Raw genomic sequence first — 15223 nt, forward strand, 5'->3', positions numbered from 1 at the left:
GCCGTGGGTCGCGCCGGTAACTGATCTAATCGATTAGCGTAGGCAGGATCGGACCGGCGCATAGGGTAGGAATCGCGATGAACGAAACCCTTCGGAACCGCAGCACCGACCCCGAGACTGGACCGAATGTGACCGCTAAACGCCCCACCCTCGCCGACGTGGCGACCCGCGCCGGTGTCTCCACGGCGGTGGTGAGCTACGTCCTGAACGACGGCCCACGGCCCGTCTCGGACACCTTGCGCGCCAAGGTGATCGCCGCGGCCGACGAGTTGCGCTACCGCCCCGACCGGCTCGCGCGGGCCCTGCGCAGGCCCCGCCGCTGGCGCCAGATCGGACTCCTGGTCCCCGACCTGACCATGCCGCTCTACGCGGCTCTCGTCGGCCGGGTCGAGATCGAAGCGCGAGAACGCGACCACCTCACGATGATCGGCAACACCGGGTACGACCCCGAACGCGAACTCGAGTTCGCCACGGCGTTCACCGAGGTCGGCATCGACGGGCTGATGATCGTCGGCGCCGTCGACCCCACCCGGACCGGTGGGATCTGCGCGCGGGCCCGGATGCCCGTGGTGTGGGTCCACAACACCAGGAGCCCCGTCGACTCACCGATCGTCGGGGCCGATCATGTGGCGGCGGGTCGGCTCGCCGCCCAGCACCTCACCGAGGTTCACGGCTGTCGCGACATCGTCTTCGTCGGCGGATTCACCGCCGACGACGTTCGCTACGGCGACCGGGAGACCGTCGCGCAGCGCTTCCAGGGATTCGCCTCGGTCGTCGGCGACACCGCCACCGCGATCCCGACCGACCTGACCGCCGCGGGGGCGTACCGCGGCGTGACCGACCACCTCGCCACCCGCGACCGGCCACCGCACGGCCTGGTCGTCGGCACCAACGCCCAGGCAGACGCCGCGGTGCGCGCGATCACCGACGCGGGTTTCCGGGTTCCCGACCAGGTGCGCATCGTCGGCTTCGACGCGAGCGCCGCCCGGAACTTCAGCCAGATCACCCTGACCTCGGTGCAGCAACCGATCGAGGCGATCACCCGCCAAGCACTCGACCGGCTGCTCACGACCGCACCCGAACCGGCGGCCATCGACCCCGCATCGCTGCCGATCGCGGTGAAGCCCGCCGAATCCTGCGGCTGCCTCCCCACGTAGATCGGTGATTCTGCCCGATTTCGGGCAGGGAAGTTGGTGAAACCGGATTCGCCAGGCAGGATCATCCGGGTGAACGACGGGGCATCGGCTGATCTGGTCCGCTACGTGGCGGTGTCCACGGGCCTGCCGGAGCGGCTGGCGGCGCGGGTGATCGCCGATATCGTCGGCTACTTCGACGAGACGGCCGAGCAGTTCGTCCGGCGCCGCCACACCGAGTTGCAGGCGCGGCAGGTGCGCAATGCCGAGATCTGGCAGGTGCTGGCCGGCGAGCTCGCGCAGCGGCCGGTCGCCGCCCCCCAGTTCACCGAACGGCAACTGCGTCGCATCGTCTACGGGTAAGGAGTCCTCGCGCCATGTGTGGAATCGTCGGATACATCGGTCACCGGCAGGCGGTCCCGGTCCTGCTCGAAGGACTGCACCGGCTCGAATACCGCGGCTACGACTCGGCCGGTCTCGCGCTGCCGCATCGCGGCAAGCTCAAGGTCACCAAAACCCGAGGGCGGGTACAGGATCTGCGCGACAAGGCCGAGACCGCCACGCTGCGCGGGACGGTCGGCATCGCGCACACCCGCTGGGCCACCCATGGCGAACCCAGTGACGCCAACGCGCACCCCCACGTGGATGGAACCGGCCGGATCGCCGTGGTGCACAACGGGATCGTCGAGAACGCCGAACAGCTGCGCGCCGAGCTGACCGCGAGCGGTGTCGAGCTGGTTTCCGACACCGACACCGAGGCCATCGCCCACCTGATCGCCCGCGAGCTAGACGACGCCGAGTCGCTGGAAGCCGCCGTGCGCACCGCGCTGTACCGGATCCAGGGCACCTACGGGCTGCTCGTCCTCGACGCGCGCCGTCCCACCGAACTGGTCGTGGCGCGCAACGGCAGCCCCATCGTGCTCGGCGTGGGCGACGGCGAGATGTTCGTGGCCTCCGATGTCGCCGCCCTGGTCCACCACACCCAGCGCGTGGTGTTCCTCGACGACGGCGAGATCGCCACCCTGCGGGCGAGCGAGTTCCGCACCAGCACCCTGGGCGCCGACTCCGAGCAGACCGACAAGGTGCCGACCACCATCGACATGGCGGCCGAGGACTACGCCCTGGGCGGTCACCCCGATTTCATGCGCAAGGAGATCGCCGAACAGGGCGAGGCGGTGCGCCGAGCGCTGCGCGGCCGCCTCGACGATCGCTTCGCCACCGCCCACCTCGGCGGATTGAACATGGACGCGCGAGAGCTGCGCGGAATCAGCAAGGTCGTGTTCCTGGGCTGCGGTTCGGCCTACTACGCCGGCCAGCTCGGTGCGCAGGTGGTCGAGGAACTCGCGCGCATCCCCGCCACAGCCGAGCCCGCGTCGGAGTTCCGCTACCGCAATCCGGTGGTGGATCCCGACGCGCTCTATGTCGCGATCAGCCAGTCCGGCGAAACCCTCGACACCCTGGCCGCGGTGCAGGAACTCCAGCGCAAGGGCGGGCGCGTCATCGGCGCCGTCAATGCCGTGGGCAGCGCGATCGCCCGCCAGTGCGGCGCCGGGGTGTTCCTGCATGCCGGACCGGAGATCTCGGTCGCCTCGACCAAGGCGCTGACCAACATGTCGGTCTCGTTCACCATGCTGGCCCTGCTGCTCGGCCGCGTCCGCGATCTCTCCGCCGCCGATGGCCAGCGCGTCGTCGACGGCCTGCGCGCCCTGCCCGATGCCATCGACAAGGTCCTCACCGACGAACCGGCCATCGCCGAGATCGCCCAGCGCTATGCCAAGGCGCGCAGCATGTTCTTCATCGGCCGGGTGCGGGCCTGGCCGGTCGCCCGGGAAGGGGCGCAGAAGCTCAAGGAGGTCAGCTACATCCACGCCGAGGCCTACCAGGCCTCCGAGCTCAAGCACGGCCCCCTCGCGCTGATCGACCCGGAGATGCCGAGCGTGGTGATCGTCCCCGACGACGAACTCCTGGCCAAGAACATCAACACCATCGAGCAGATCAAGGCCCGTGGCGGCCCGGTCATCGCCGTCACCAACGCCGACCTCCCGGCGAACGTCGCCGACGATGTCATCCGAATCCCCAGGGTCGCACCGGAACTCGACCCCATGCTGCTGACGATCCCGCTCCAGCTGCTCGCCTATCACACCGCCCTGGCGCTGGGCCGCGACATCGACAAGCCCCGCAACCTCGCCAAGAGCGTCACCGTCGAATAGGCGGGTGGCAACGCCCAGCAGATCCGCACAAGTCGTTAGGCTAGGCTTCCCTCTCTGACAGGGCCGTTCCGGGTTCCGCCGGTGCCCTTGCGTCGTCGAGAGGTTGCTATGCGTTCGTCTTCCGTCCTACGCCGGACCGTTGCAGGTACCGCGGTTTCCGCCATTTTCGTCGGGGTGCTCGTGGGGTGCTCGGCGGACCCGGAACAGCCGCAGGGTTCCGGGGGGACGGTCGAGGTGGCGCATGCCCGCGGCACCGCGCAGGTGCCGGAGGACCCGCAGCGAGTCGTCGTGCTGGAGCCCTTGGAGCTGGACACGGCGGTGGCGCTGGGCGTGACGCCGGTGGGCGCCGCGGTGGCGAGCAATGTCAGCAAGATGCCCGCCTATCTCGGCGTCGAGGGTGTCGAACCGGTCGGCACGGTGCCCGAACCCGACCTCGAGGCCATCGCCGCCTTGCGACCGGACCTGATCCTGGGGACCGAGTCCCGGCATTCGAAGCTGTTCGAGCAGCTGAACTCGATCGCGCCGACGGTGTTCATGGCGACCCACAGTGATCCGTGGCGGCAGAACGCGCTCCTCATCGGCAAGGCGCTGAACCGTCAGGAGCAGACCCAGCAGTTGCTCGACGGTGTCGACACGCGATGTGCCGAGCTCGCGGACGAGCACGCCGTCGACGGCCGGACCGTCCAGATGATCCGGCCGCGCGACGAGACGACCCTGAGCCTGTACGGGCCGACCTCGTTCGCGGGCAGCCTCCTGGAGTGCGTCGGCTTCACGATTCCGGACCAGCAGTGGGTGGACGGGCTCCAGGCCGACCTCTCGCCGGAGAACGTCCGGAAGGCGAGCGCCGACGTGGTGTTCGTGACCGCCACCGATGTGAACGACAAGACCAAGATCCCGGCGGCGGTGACGCACAACGCCGATGCGTTCGGGTCGGTCACGCTCGTCGACACGAGCTACTGGGTCTCCGGTGTCGGCCCGAAGGGCGCGCACAAGGTGCTCGACGACATCGAGCAGTTCCTCGACGCCAACCGGTGACGGCGGTTGTCGCCACGGGCGGCCCGGCGGCCGCGCGCCTGAAAAGGCGTGTCGGTGCCGTCGGGTTGCTCGCCGCGCTCGTTCTCGCCGTGACGCTGTCCCTCGCCGTGGGAGCCAACCCGCTGCCGCTGGACCTCGTGATCGACACGCTGCGCGGTGCGGGCACGGACGAAGCGCGCTACATCGTCAACGAACTCCGGATACCCCGGACGCTGACCGGCATCGTGGCCGGTGCCGCACTGGGCGTCGCGGGAGCGCTGATCCAGGCGTTCACCCGGAACCCACTCGCCGACCCCGGAATCCTGGGTGTGAACGCCGGGGCGGCGTTCGCCGTCGCGGTGGGTGTGGCGTTCTTCGGCATGCGCGACATCTCGGGTTTCGTGTGGCTCGGCTTCGCGGGCGCGCTGGTGGTGACGGTCGCGGTGTACCTCATCGGGTCGTCGGGACGCGGCGCCCCGGATCCGATTCGGCTGACGCTCGCCGGTGTCGCGCTGGGCGCGGTGTTCTCCGGCATCACGACCGGGCTGGCCCTGAGCAATCCCGACGCGTTCGACTCGATGCGCAGCTGGCACGCCGGTTCACTGCTCGGCCGCGGCTATGACGTCCTGCTGCCCGTGGTGCCGTTCATCGTGGTGGGGCTGATCCTCGCGTTCGTCGTGGCGCCCGGGTTGAACTCGCTCGCCCTCGGCGACGACATGGCCACCGCGCAGGGCGCGAACGTGCGCGGGATCAGGGTGGCGGTGATCGCGGCGGTCACCTTGCTCGCCGGCTCGGCGACCGCGCTGGCCGGACCGATCGCGTTCATCGGACTCATGGTTCCGCACATCGCGCGCTGGGTGTTCGGGGTCGATCAGCGGGTGATCATCGCGGTCTCGGTCCTGCTCGCACCGGTCGTGATCCTGTTCTCGGACGTGCTGGGGCGCGTGATCATCGCACCGGCCGAGGTACCGGTCGGCATCGTGACCGCGTTCGTGGGCGCCCCCGTGCTCATCGCGCTGGCGCGGCGACGCAAGGCGAGTGGACTCGGATGAGCACGACGACGCTGGACGTCGGCCATCGTCGGCTGTTCCTGCGGTGCGGGCCCGTCGTCGTCCCGGTCCGCGGGCGCAGCGTGCTCGTCGGCACGATCGCGGTCGCCGTGCTCGCGGTACTCACGGTGCTCACGCTCGGCCTCGGCACCTACGCGCTCACCCCGGCCGAAGTGGTGCGCGTCTTGCTGGGCGGTGGTGGCGCACTGGACCGCACCGTCGTCTACGAATGGCGCCTGCCGCGTGCCATGGCCGCGATCATTCTCGGCGGCCTGCTCGCCATCGCGGGCGCGCTGTTCCAGACCGTCACCCGCAATCCGCTCGCCAGTCCGGATGTTCTCGGACTCTCCAACGGCGCGTTCACCGGCATGCTGATCACCGTCGTCGTCTTCACGGCGAGCTGGCCGGTGATGACGCTCGGTGCCGTCGCCGGGGGCGCGGCGGCCGCCGCCGCCATCTGGTTCCTCGCCCGCACGGGCGGTGTGCAGGGGTTTCGGCTGATCATCGTCGGCATCGGGATCTCCGCCATGCTCGCGTCGCTGAACACGTGGATGCTGTTGCAGATCGAGCTCGAGACCGCGATGTTCGCCTCCGCCTGGGGCGCGGGTTCGCTCAACGGAGTGACGGCGGGCCCCGTCCTCGGCGCCGTGCTCTGCGCGCTGCCGTTGCTGCTGGTCCTCGGCGCGATGGCGCCCGCGCTGCAGCAGATCGACCTCGGCGACGACATGGCCACCGCCTCCGGTGCGCGACCGGATCGGGTCCGCACGCTGGCGTTGCTCCTCGGTGTCGCGCTGGTGTCCATCGCCACCGCGGTGGTCGGCCCGATCGCGTTCGTCGCCCTCGCCGCGCCCCAGATCGCGCGCCGCATCGCCCGCACCCCGCATCTGTCGCCCACGCTGTCGGCGTTGTTCGGCGCGGTCCTGCTGCTGGGGTCGGACATGATCGCCCAGCATGTGCTGCCCGTCGCGCTGCCCGCGGGTGTCGTCACCGTGTCGGTGGGCGGCATCTACCTCGTCGTCACCATCATCCAGGAGATCCGCCGCCGTGCCTGAGCAACAACGCCCGTGGGAATACAGTGCCTTCCGCGTCACCGTCGGTGCCGTGCGAGCGCTCACGCCGGGGTTCCGCCGCATCACCCTAACCGGACCGGATCTGCGCCACTTCGCACCGTGGGGCGTCGACCAGCGGATCAAGCTCGTTCTGCCTCGGCCCGACGGCAGCATCGCCGAGTTCGGCCTCCTCGACGAGCCGACCCCGCACCCCTCGCACTGGTACACGCGATGGCGCGAACTCCCTGACACCGAACGCAATGTCCTGCGCACCTACACCCCCGCGGGCATCCGGCCGGAGCAGCACGAGATCGATGTCGACTTCTTCATCCACGAACCCGCCGGACCCGCCTCCGCCTGGGCACTCGCGGCGCGAACCGGCGACCCGCTCGTCATCACCGGCCCCGATGTCCGCAACGGAGACACCGGATACGGCATCCACTGGAAGCCCGGCGATGCCACCCGGTTCCTGCTGATCGGCGACGAAACCGCCTATCCCGCGATCAGGAACATCCACGCGAGCCTGCCCGAGGGGACGAACGTCGAGATCCTGGTCGAGGCGACGAATCCGCTCGACGCGCTCGTCCCCTCGGCACAGGTCGTCCCGGCCGGTGATGTTCCTGGGGAGCGACTCGAACACGCCGTCCGCGCTTGGGGCGACGCCCGACCGGGCCACGAGAACCTGTACGTCTGGATCGCGGGCGAATCCGGCATGGTGACGCGCACTCGCCGCTACCTCACCGCCGAACTCCACATCCCCAAACCCCAGGTGGCCTTCCTCGGCTATTGGAAGCTGGGCGGCCCGCTCACCGCGTAGTGGCGAGTGGGCGGTCGGTGTGGGTGGTGGCGATCTCGAGCAGGTGGCGGGCCGGTGCGCTGAAGCGGTGGTGACGTCGCCAGCAGGCGTGCAGGTTGCGTTCCAGGGTGAGGCCGGGGACGGGCACCTCGACGAGGGTGCCCGCGGCGAGCTCGTCGCGAACGGTCAACTCGCTCAGCACCGCCGGGCCGAGACCGCTCGCGGCGGCGTTCTTGATCGCGGTGGCCGAGGTCAGCTCCATGGCGGGAACCACGGTCAACGGGTCGGGCAGCGTCGAGAGCCGGTCGTGGAGAACCGATCTGGTGGCCGAGCCGGGTTCGCGCAGGATCAGCGGGGCGGTGGCCAGATCGGTGGCGGTGACCGCGTCACGCCCGGCCCAGGGGTGGTCCGGGGCGACCACGACGACGAGCCGGTCACGCACGACGGGGCGGTGTTCGAGCCCGGCGGAGATGTGGCCCGCCTCGGCGAATCCCAGTTCCGCACCGCCGCGACGAATCAGGGCGACGGTATCGGCGCTGTTGTGGCACAGCAGGCTGATGTTGGTCCCGGGCAACCGTTTTCGCAGGGCGGCGAACCAGGTCGGTAGGAAGAACTCGGCGATGGTGGTGCTGGCCGCGAGCGTCAGATGGGCTGGTGACACTCCGGTCAAGGTGTCGAGCGCCTGGTCGAGATCGGCGGTGGCCTCCAGCGCGGGGCGCGCCCACCGCAACACCAACTGGCCGGTCTCGGTCACGGTGGTCCCCCGGGGATGACGGTCCAGCAGCCGCAAACCCAGGCGCTGTTCGAGGCCCCGGATGCGGGTGCTGACCGCGGGCTGGGACAGCCCGTGGTGCCGGGCGCAGGCGCCGATGCTCCCGGTCGCCGCGATCGTGGCGAGCAGCTCGTACGGCCCCAGGTCCGAGACCCTCGACGACAAACCCATAGGGCAACCCTATGGGCACCCGGGCAAACACGCTCTACCGCAGGCACGGTCGCTCCCGAGACACTGATCACGCCAGCCAGGCACCCGCAGTTCAGGACACGAAGGGACCGGCAAGTGACGCGAATTCAGCAGGTGGTCGGAGACGAGATCCTCGACAGCCGGGGCAATCCCACCGTGGAGGTCACGGTGGTACTCGAGGACGGTTCGACCGGGCGGGCGAGCGTGCCCTCGGGCGCGTCGACGGGCACTCGGGAGGCGGTCGAGTTGCGTGACGGGGACCGGTCCCGCTTCCACGGTCGAGGCGTGCTCACCGCCGTGGCACACGTCAACGCGGAGATCGCACCGATCGTGATCGGCCGGGACGCCGAGGACCAGGCGGCAATAGATCACGCGCTGATCGCTCTGGACGGCACCGAGAACAAGTCCCGGTTGGGCGCCAATGCCACGCTGGGAGTTTCGCTCGCCGTCGCCAAGGCCGCCGCCACGGCCCACGGCCTCCCCCTCTACCGCTACCTCGGCGGGGCGTCCGCCCGGCTGCTGCCGATGCCGATGTTCAACATCATCAACGGGGGCGCCCACGCGGACAACCTGCTCGACTTCCAGGAATTCATGATCGCCCCGGTCGGGGCCGACACCTTCCGGGACGCGGTGCGGATCGGCGCGGAAGTGTTCCACACCCTCAAAGCCGACCTGGCCGCCGCCGGTGAGAACACCAATGTCGGCGACGAGGGCGGTTTCGCTCCCGACCTGCGCTCGGCGGAGCAGGCCCTGGACTACATCGTGGCGGCGGTCGAGAAGACCGGTTACCGCCCCGGCGAGGACATCGTCTTCCTGCTCGACCCGGCCGCCTCGGAGTTCTACACCGACGGCGCCTATCACTACCGCGCGGACGGCACCGTGCGGACGGTCGAGGAACACATCGACTACCTGGTACGGCTACTCGACGCCTATCCCATCGTGTCCATGGAAGATCCCCTCGCCCAAGACGACCACCGGGGCTGGGCCCAGCTCACCACCGCTGTCGGCGAGCGCTGCCAACTCGTCGGCGACGACGTCTTCTGCACCAACCCCGCCCTGCTGACCGACGGCATCCGAGCCGGGATCGGAAACTCGATCCTGGTGAAGATCAACCAGATCGGGACACTCACCGAAACCATCGAGACCACCGACATCGCCCGCCGGGCCGGATACTCGTCGATCATCTCGCACCGTTCCGGCGAAACCGAGGACACAAGCATCGCCGACCTCGCCGTCGCCTTCGGCTGCGGCCAGATCAAAACCGGCTCCCTGTCACGATCGGACCGCACCGCCAAATACAACCGGCTCCTGCGGATCGAAACCGAACTCGGCACGCAGGCGCGCTACGCAGGTGCCACGGCCCTCGCCGGCGGACACCCTCGGCCCGAATCGTCGACCCCGACACCACTCGTCGCCGCACAGGGCCCTCGTCCCCTCGGCGTCTAGCTGAATCAGTCGATGCCGAGGGTGACTTCGGTCGACTTGATGAGGACCTTCACCACCGATCCCTCGGCCAGGGCCAGGTCGTCGACGGCGTCGCGGGTGATCGAGGAGGTGATCTCGTCGCCGCCGGTGAGCCGGACGCGGACCACGGCCATCGCTTCACCGCGAGTCACCGAGATGACGGTGCCGTCGAGTTGGTTTCGTGTGCTCAGTCGCATGGCCATCAGCGTAGATCCGCGACACCGCGGATCCGGTCAGTACACGTCGCGGACATACCGTTTGTCGGCGGCGAGTTTCTTGACGTAGGCGTCGGCGTCTTCCTCGGGCATGCCGCCGTGGTGGGAGACGATCTCGCGCAGTGTGGCGTCGACGTCCTTGGCCATGCGGGCCGCGTCCCCGCAGACGTAGAAGTGGGCGCCGTCGCGCAGCCAGTTCCACAGGTGCGCACCGTGTTCGCGCATCCGGTCCTGGACGTAGATCTTGGCGCGCTGGTCGCGGGAGAACGCGACATCGAGGCGGCTCAGCACACCGTGTTCCTGTAGTTCGATCAGTTCGTCACGGTAGTAGAAGTCGGTCGCTTCGTGCTGTTCGCCGAAGAGCAACCAGTTCGGGGCCTGATCGCCGCGGGCGCGGCGGTGTTCGAGGAACCCGACGAACGGGGCGACACCGGTGCCGGGACCGACCATGATCGCCGGGGTGGCCGGATCGTCGGGTGGCCGGAAGTGTGGGGCCGATTGGACGTGCAGGACCAGCGGTTGTTCGAGTTCGGCGTCGGCGAGGTAGGCCGAACACAGCCCGCCGCGTGGCCGTCCGGTCGGGCCCTCGTAGCGGATCACCGACACCGTGGTCCGCACGATCGTGGAGTCGACGAGCGGGCTCGACGAGATCGAATACAGCCGGGGCTGAAGGCGTTTGAACAGCCCCACCCACTGCTGCGGGTCGGCGGACAGGGCGAATTCGGCAGCGATGTCCACCGGTTGACGTCCCCACAGCCACTTCGCGAGCTCACCCTTGTTGTCGGGCCGCAGCAGCCATCTGACGTTGCGGTCATCGGTCTGTTCGGCGACGAAGCGCAGCAACTCGGTGGTCGTCCTGGTGAGATCGAGATAGGCCTCGAGCGCGATCGACAGCGGCATCGCTCCCGCCTTGGGCACCTCGACGACGGCGGCCGGATCCAGTCCGGTGACCGCGAGGAACTCCCACACCAGGCCGAGGTCGTTGGCCGGGCGCACGCCCAGGGCGTCACCGACGTCGTAGCGAAGGTCCGAACCCGTGAGGTCGTAGGTGAACTGGCGGACCTCCTTCTGCGCACCGGGCAGGCTCAGCAGCCGGTTCCCGACCAGGCGGCCGGTCGGGGCCTCGGCACGGACCTCGGTCCTGGTGGAACCGGGGACGTCGGCGGAGACCGTCGCGGCGGGTTGCGTAGGGGCTGCCTCGGGTTGGGGTTGCTGCAGCACCGGCAGTAGCTGGGCCAGCCAGGCCTGGGCCGTCTCCTCGAAGTCGGGCTCACAGTCGACCCGGTCCAGCATTCGCTCGGCACCCAGCTCGGCGAGCCGTTCGTCCAGGCGTCGGCCGTGGCCGCAGAACGCGTCGTAGTTCGAGTCGCCGAAGGCGAGTACCGCGAACCGCGAACCGGCCAGTGCGCCCGCCCCCGCCTCGGTCAGCGACGCCCAGAACGCGGCGCCGTTGTCGGGGGCGTCGCCATCGCCGAAGGTGCTCGACACGACCACCAGATCGGCGGCGGGAGGAAGCTCGCTCGCGGTGATCTCGTCCATACCGTGCAGCACCGGCGCGCGACCGGTGCCGGTGAGCGCGGGCATGGCGACGGTGGCGACGAAGTCTTCGGCATTTCCGGTCTGCGACGCCCACAGCACCACCAGCGGACGCACCGCGCTCACGGCGGGCGCCGGGCCTGCCTCGACCTGCCGCACAGGATCGCCGGTCTCGACCTCGCGGGTCACGCCGGGATGCGACCCGAACACCCCGGCCAACATCCCGTTCACCCAGGACGCCGCCTGCGGTGGCAACGGTGCGTTCGCCGGCAGGACGGGGAGCACCGCTGACTCGAGTCGATCGATGCCGGACAGGAATCCCGCCAGATAGGCCCGGTCGGTCTCCGACAAGGGCGGAACGCCCAAATCCCCCAGCCCGAGTGCGGCGGCAGCGTTCGACACCGCACCGGCGGGCGCTCCGGCTACGGCCACCGAAGTCGTGGCGACGGAGGCCGCTCCGGCATCGACCACCGGTGCTTCGACCACGGGATCGACCACGATCGGCGCGGGCACCTTCATCAGACGCACCGCGCAGACCTTGAACTCGGGCTGTTGGGAAATCGGATCGATGGCGTCATTGGTCACCGCGTTGACCGCGCGGTATTCACCGAACAGGTCGTTCCAGTGGAACGGCGCGAACACATCACCCACCCGCACCCGGTCGGTGACGATCGCGGGCAGCACCGCACGGCCCCGCCGCGACGCGACCTCGACCCAGTCACCGGCGCCCACCTCGAGCCTGGCCGCGTCCTCCGGGTGGACCTCGACGAACGGCCCCGGATTGAGCTTGTTGAGCTTGGCGATCCTGCCGGTCTTGGTGAGGGTGTGCCACTGGTGTTGCACGCGACCGGTGTTCAGGACGAACGGGTAGTCGTCGTCGGGCAGTTCGGCCGGTTCCAGATTCGGCCGGGCGAAGAACACCGCGCGCCCCGACGGGGTCGGGAACCACAGGCTCGGCGTCGACCCGTCCTCGCGGGTGCGCAGTTCCTGGCTGACGCCGTCGTTGCGGTAGCGAATGGGGTTGCGGCGCGGGCCCTCCGGCGCGACCGGCCACTGCAGCGATCCCTCGCGCAGCCGGTCGTAGGTGGCGCCGCGCAGGTCGTAGCCGGTGCGCGGATTCCACGTCTGTTTGATCTCCTCGAAGATCTCCTCGGCACTGTCGTAGGAGAAGGCTTCGGAATAGCCCATCGCGCAGGCGATTCGGGCGATGATCCGCCAGTCCGGCATGGCCTCGCCCGGCGCGGGCAGGGTCTTGGGGACCAGGGTGAGGTTGCGTTCGGAGTTGATCATCACGCCCTCGCCCTCGATCCACAGCGTCGCGGGCAGGATCACGTCGGCATAGGCGTTGGTCTCGGTCTCGGCGAACACGTCCTGGGTGATCACCAGCTCGGCGGCTTCCAGCCCGGCCAGCACCGTCTTGCGATTCGCCACGGTCGCCACGGGATTGGTGCAGATGATCCAGCAGGCCTTGATCTCACCCGCGGCCATGCGGGCGAACATGTCGATGGTTCCGCTGCCGACCTCGGTGCGCAACGTGCCCTCGGGCACCTTCCAGAGCTTCTCGATGAACGCGCGGTCGGCGTCGACCAGCACCGAACGCTGCCCGGGCAGTCCCGGACCCATGTAGCCCATCTCGCGCCCGCCCATGGCATTGGGCTGACCCGTCAGCGAGAACGGCCCGCTGCCCGGACGACAGATCGCACCGGTCGCCAGATGCAGGTTGATCAGGGCGTTGGAGTTCCAGGTGCCGTGGGTGGACTGGTTCAATCCCATTGTCCAGCAGCTCATCCACTCCCCCGCCGTGCCGATCAGCTCGGCGGCGCGCCGCAGATCCTCGGCGGCGATGCCGGTGAGCGCGGCGACCGTCGCCGGGGTGTAGTCGGCGAGGAACTCGGGCATACCGTCCCAGCCCTCGGTGAATTCGGCGATGAACTCCTCGTCGAGGTGGCCGCCCTCGACGAGCAGGTGGAGCAGTCCGTTGAGCAGCGCCAGATCGCTGCCCGGGGTGACCTGGAGGAACAGGTCCGCCTTGTCGGCGGTCGCGGTGCGGCGCGGATCGACGACGATCAGCTTCGCCCCGGCCTTGACCCGATCCATCATGCGCAGGAACAGGATCGGATGACAGTCGGCCATGTTCGCGCCGATCACGAAGAACACATCGGCGCGATCGAAATCCTCGTAGGAGCCGGGCGGGCCGTCCGACCCGAGGGACAGCTTGTAGCCGCTCCCCGCGCTGGCCATGCACAGTCGCGAGTTCGACTCGATCTGGTTGGTTCCGATGAACCCCTTCGCCAGCTTGTTCGCCAGATACTGTGCCTCGACGGTCATCTGACCCGAGACATACAGCGCCACCGCGTCGGGGCCGTGCGTGTCGATCAGCCGCCGGAGTCGCTGCGCGGTCTCGGCGATGACGTCGTCCACCGGTCGCGGGACAGGCGCGGCACCCCGTTCGGTGCGCACCAGCGCCGACTCGAGCCTGCCGTCGACCCCGAGCAGGTCGAGGTGACTGCCGCCCTTGGTGCACAGGCGGCCGCCATTGGCCGGATGTTGTTTGTCGCCGGGCGCTTTGCGGACGCGCTTGGCACCGTCGGGTCCGGTCTCGACCTCGAGTGCGATGCCGCAGCCGACACCGCAGTAGGAGCAGACCGTGCGGATCGGCCCGGTCATCGCGGCAGCGGGATCAGCTCGGCGAGCGCACCGCGGGTGCCGCCCGGCGGTAACAACGCGAGGGCTTGCGCGTGGATCAGATGCGCCAGGTGCGGGATGCCGACCGGGCCGGTGGCCCGCCACATCCCACCTCCCACCTGCCCGACCGGAACGATCTCGGTCAGGTCCTCGGTCGCGGCACAGCGGTCGACCAGGCGCCCGAGCAGCGGCGCCACCGGATCACGCGCGGTCAACGCCTCCAGCACACAACGCCCCGTCACCATGAGCGCGGCGATCGCTTCGGCGGGATCGGACGGCCAGCAGGAACCGAACCTCGTCGAGCGCGCCGACGACAACGACGACCTCCGCATCGGCCGACAGCGTGAACCACGAGCGCAACAGTTCACCGTCGCTCACCTGCCACACCTTCCCGGACCGGATGTCGCAGGACCGCAGGAAGTCCGACACCACGGGAGCGACCGCGTCGGGTGCCCACCGCACGCCCCGGGTGCCGCCGCGACCCAGTCGACCGCTGGTGACGAGCACATCGGCCGACAGCGGCCCCCGCACCGCGGCGTGGTCGACCTGCGCGCTCGATCCGACCGACACCACCGCCGGGCCGACCCGGACACCCGCCGCGGCCAACACCATTCCCGCATGCCACTGCGCGCCGCGGACCCTGGTGTCATCGGACTTCGGCGCCCCCGACACCCGCATCAGGACCGCCTGACCGAGAACGCGCGCGAACTCCACGTGGGCGTCGCGGATCACCGCGGTGGTGCCCAGCGGAGTCGGTGTCCCGGCCATGATGCGCGCCGCTTCTCCCGCGGCCAGGGCCGGCGTCGCCGAGTTCACCTTCCCCGCGCGGACCACCCAGTAGGGACCGGGTCCGCTGACGGCGTACCCATCGCGCGTCGCGGCGTCGACGGGCGGCTCGGCGGTCTGCGCCTGCAACGGTCGCGCCAGCGTGGCACCCACCGCGTCGCGGAGCGGACGAGTCGTGGGCGCGACCGGCCGCAGTCCGCGACGGACCGCCATCGCGAGATCGGGAACCGGGATCCGCGGCACGCACTCCGGTACCGCGTCCGCGGTCATCGCCGTCCCGACGGCACCGCCCGCGACCTGCTCCAACCCATCGACTCCGGCCATG

Annotated in this window: 13 protein-coding genes; 8 read left to right on the plus strand and 5 right to left on the minus strand. The window is 69.7% G+C overall.

What is annotated here, in order from left to right; all coding sequences use genetic code 11:
* Positions 1–77: 77 nt before the first annotated feature.
* From ACFVVM_RS07965 to ACFVVM_RS07995, 7 genes are all read left to right on the plus strand, one after another.
* On the plus strand, positions 78–1157 hold the full coding sequence (locus ACFVVM_RS07965) for a LacI family DNA-binding transcriptional regulator (protein ID WP_387614475.1): 1080 nt from the start codon (positions 78–80) through the stop codon (positions 1155–1157).
* Positions 1158–1226: 69 nt separating this feature from the next.
* A complete protein-coding gene (locus tag ACFVVM_RS07970) occupies positions 1227–1496 on the plus strand; it encodes a hypothetical protein (protein ID WP_387614478.1) in 270 nt (89 codons plus the stop codon).
* Between the two features lie 14 nt (positions 1497–1510).
* Entirely contained in the window at positions 1511–3343 is a 1833-nt protein-coding gene (gene glmS, locus ACFVVM_RS07975; protein WP_387614481.1) for a glutamine--fructose-6-phosphate transaminase (isomerizing), read from the plus strand.
* 108 nt (positions 3344–3451) lie between these two features.
* Positions 3452–4378: an ABC transporter substrate-binding protein gene (locus ACFVVM_RS07980; RefSeq protein WP_387614484.1), complete on the plus strand. Its 927-nt coding sequence runs from the start codon at positions 3452–3454 to the stop codon at positions 4376–4378.
* Positions 4375–5409 carry an iron chelate uptake ABC transporter family permease subunit gene (locus ACFVVM_RS07985; RefSeq protein ID WP_387614487.1) on the plus strand — a complete coding sequence of 345 codons (1035 nt, stop codon included), beginning with the start codon at positions 4375–4377 and terminating at the stop codon, positions 5407–5409. Before ACFVVM_RS07980 ends, ACFVVM_RS07985 begins: the two co-directional genes overlap by 4 nt.
* The gene (locus ACFVVM_RS07990) at positions 5406–6458 is read left to right on the plus strand and encodes a FecCD family ABC transporter permease (protein ID WP_387614490.1); all 1053 of its coding nucleotides are present in this window, start codon (positions 5406–5408) and stop codon (positions 6456–6458) included. The genes ACFVVM_RS07985 and ACFVVM_RS07990 overlap by 4 nt, the downstream gene beginning before the upstream one ends.
* The gene (locus tag ACFVVM_RS07995; RefSeq protein ID WP_387614493.1) at positions 6451–7272 is read left to right on the plus strand and encodes a siderophore-interacting protein; all 822 of its coding nucleotides are present in this window, start codon (positions 6451–6453) and stop codon (positions 7270–7272) included. The genes ACFVVM_RS07990 and ACFVVM_RS07995 overlap by 8 nt, the downstream gene beginning before the upstream one ends.
* Here ACFVVM_RS07995 and ACFVVM_RS08000 read toward each other — a convergent pair.
* Entirely contained in the window at positions 7262–8194 is a 933-nt protein-coding gene (locus tag ACFVVM_RS08000; protein ID WP_387614496.1) for a LysR family transcriptional regulator, read from the minus strand. The two genes, ACFVVM_RS07995 and ACFVVM_RS08000, sit on opposite strands and share 11 nt — an antisense overlap.
* 114 nt (positions 8195–8308) lie before the next feature.
* Between ACFVVM_RS08000 and eno the strand changes: the two genes are divergently transcribed.
* A complete protein-coding gene (gene eno, locus ACFVVM_RS08005; RefSeq protein WP_387614498.1) occupies positions 8309–9658 on the plus strand; it encodes a phosphopyruvate hydratase in 1350 nt (449 codons plus the stop codon).
* Between the two features lie 5 nt (positions 9659–9663).
* On the opposite strand, the gene ACFVVM_RS08010 is transcribed toward eno, so the two are convergent.
* The 4 genes from ACFVVM_RS08010 to ACFVVM_RS08025 are packed head-to-tail and all read right to left on the minus strand — an operon-like array spanning position 9664 to position 15222.
* The gene (locus ACFVVM_RS08010) at positions 9664–9873 is read right to left on the minus strand and encodes a molybdopterin-binding protein (RefSeq protein WP_387614501.1); all 210 of its coding nucleotides are present in this window, start codon (positions 9871–9873) and stop codon (positions 9664–9666) included.
* Between the two features lie 36 nt (positions 9874–9909).
* Positions 9910–14094 carry a molybdopterin-dependent oxidoreductase gene (locus ACFVVM_RS08015; RefSeq protein ID WP_387614504.1) on the minus strand — a complete coding sequence of 1395 codons (4185 nt, stop codon included), beginning with the start codon at positions 14092–14094 and terminating at the stop codon, positions 9910–9912.
* The gene (locus ACFVVM_RS08020; RefSeq protein ID WP_387614506.1) at positions 14091–14339 is read right to left on the minus strand and encodes a hypothetical protein; all 249 of its coding nucleotides are present in this window, start codon (positions 14337–14339) and stop codon (positions 14091–14093) included. Before ACFVVM_RS08020 ends, ACFVVM_RS08015 begins: the two co-directional genes overlap by 4 nt.
* Complete coding sequence (locus ACFVVM_RS08025; RefSeq protein ID WP_387614509.1) at positions 14314–15222, minus strand: hypothetical protein; 909 nt, start codon at positions 15220–15222, stop codon at positions 14314–14316. The genes ACFVVM_RS08020 and ACFVVM_RS08025 overlap by 26 nt, the downstream gene beginning before the upstream one ends.
* Between the last annotated feature and the right edge of the window lies 1 nt (position 15223).

The organism is Nocardia sp. NPDC058176 (assembly GCF_042883805.1).
GTDB lineage: Bacteria > Actinomycetota > Actinomycetes > Mycobacteriales > Mycobacteriaceae > Nocardia.

Excerpts from the sequence above, each read along its gene's own strand:
- ACFVVM_RS08025 (WP_387614509.1), bottom strand. The coding sequence starts at position 15,222 with ATGGCCGGAGTCGATGGGTTGGAGCAGGTCGCGGGCGGTGCCGTCGGG.
- ACFVVM_RS08010 (WP_387614501.1), bottom strand. The coding sequence starts at position 9,873 with ATGCGACTGAGCACACGAAACCAACTCGACGGCACCGTCATCTCGGTG.
- ACFVVM_RS07965 (WP_387614475.1), top strand. The coding sequence starts at position 78 with ATGAACGAAACCCTTCGGAACCGCAGCACCGACCCCGAGACTGGACCG.
- ACFVVM_RS08015 (WP_387614504.1), bottom strand. The coding sequence starts at position 14,094 with ATGACCGGGCCGATCCGCACGGTCTGCTCCTACTGCGGTGTCGGCTGC.
- ACFVVM_RS07990 (WP_387614490.1), top strand. The coding sequence starts at position 5,406 with ATGAGCACGACGACGCTGGACGTCGGCCATCGTCGGCTGTTCCTGCGG.
- ACFVVM_RS08000 (WP_387614496.1), bottom strand. The coding sequence starts at position 8,194 with ATGGGTTTGTCGTCGAGGGTCTCGGACCTGGGGCCGTACGAGCTGCTC.
- glmS (WP_387614481.1), top strand. The coding sequence starts at position 1,511 with ATGTGTGGAATCGTCGGATACATCGGTCACCGGCAGGCGGTCCCGGTC.
- ACFVVM_RS07980 (WP_387614484.1), top strand. The coding sequence starts at position 3,452 with ATGCGTTCGTCTTCCGTCCTACGCCGGACCGTTGCAGGTACCGCGGTT.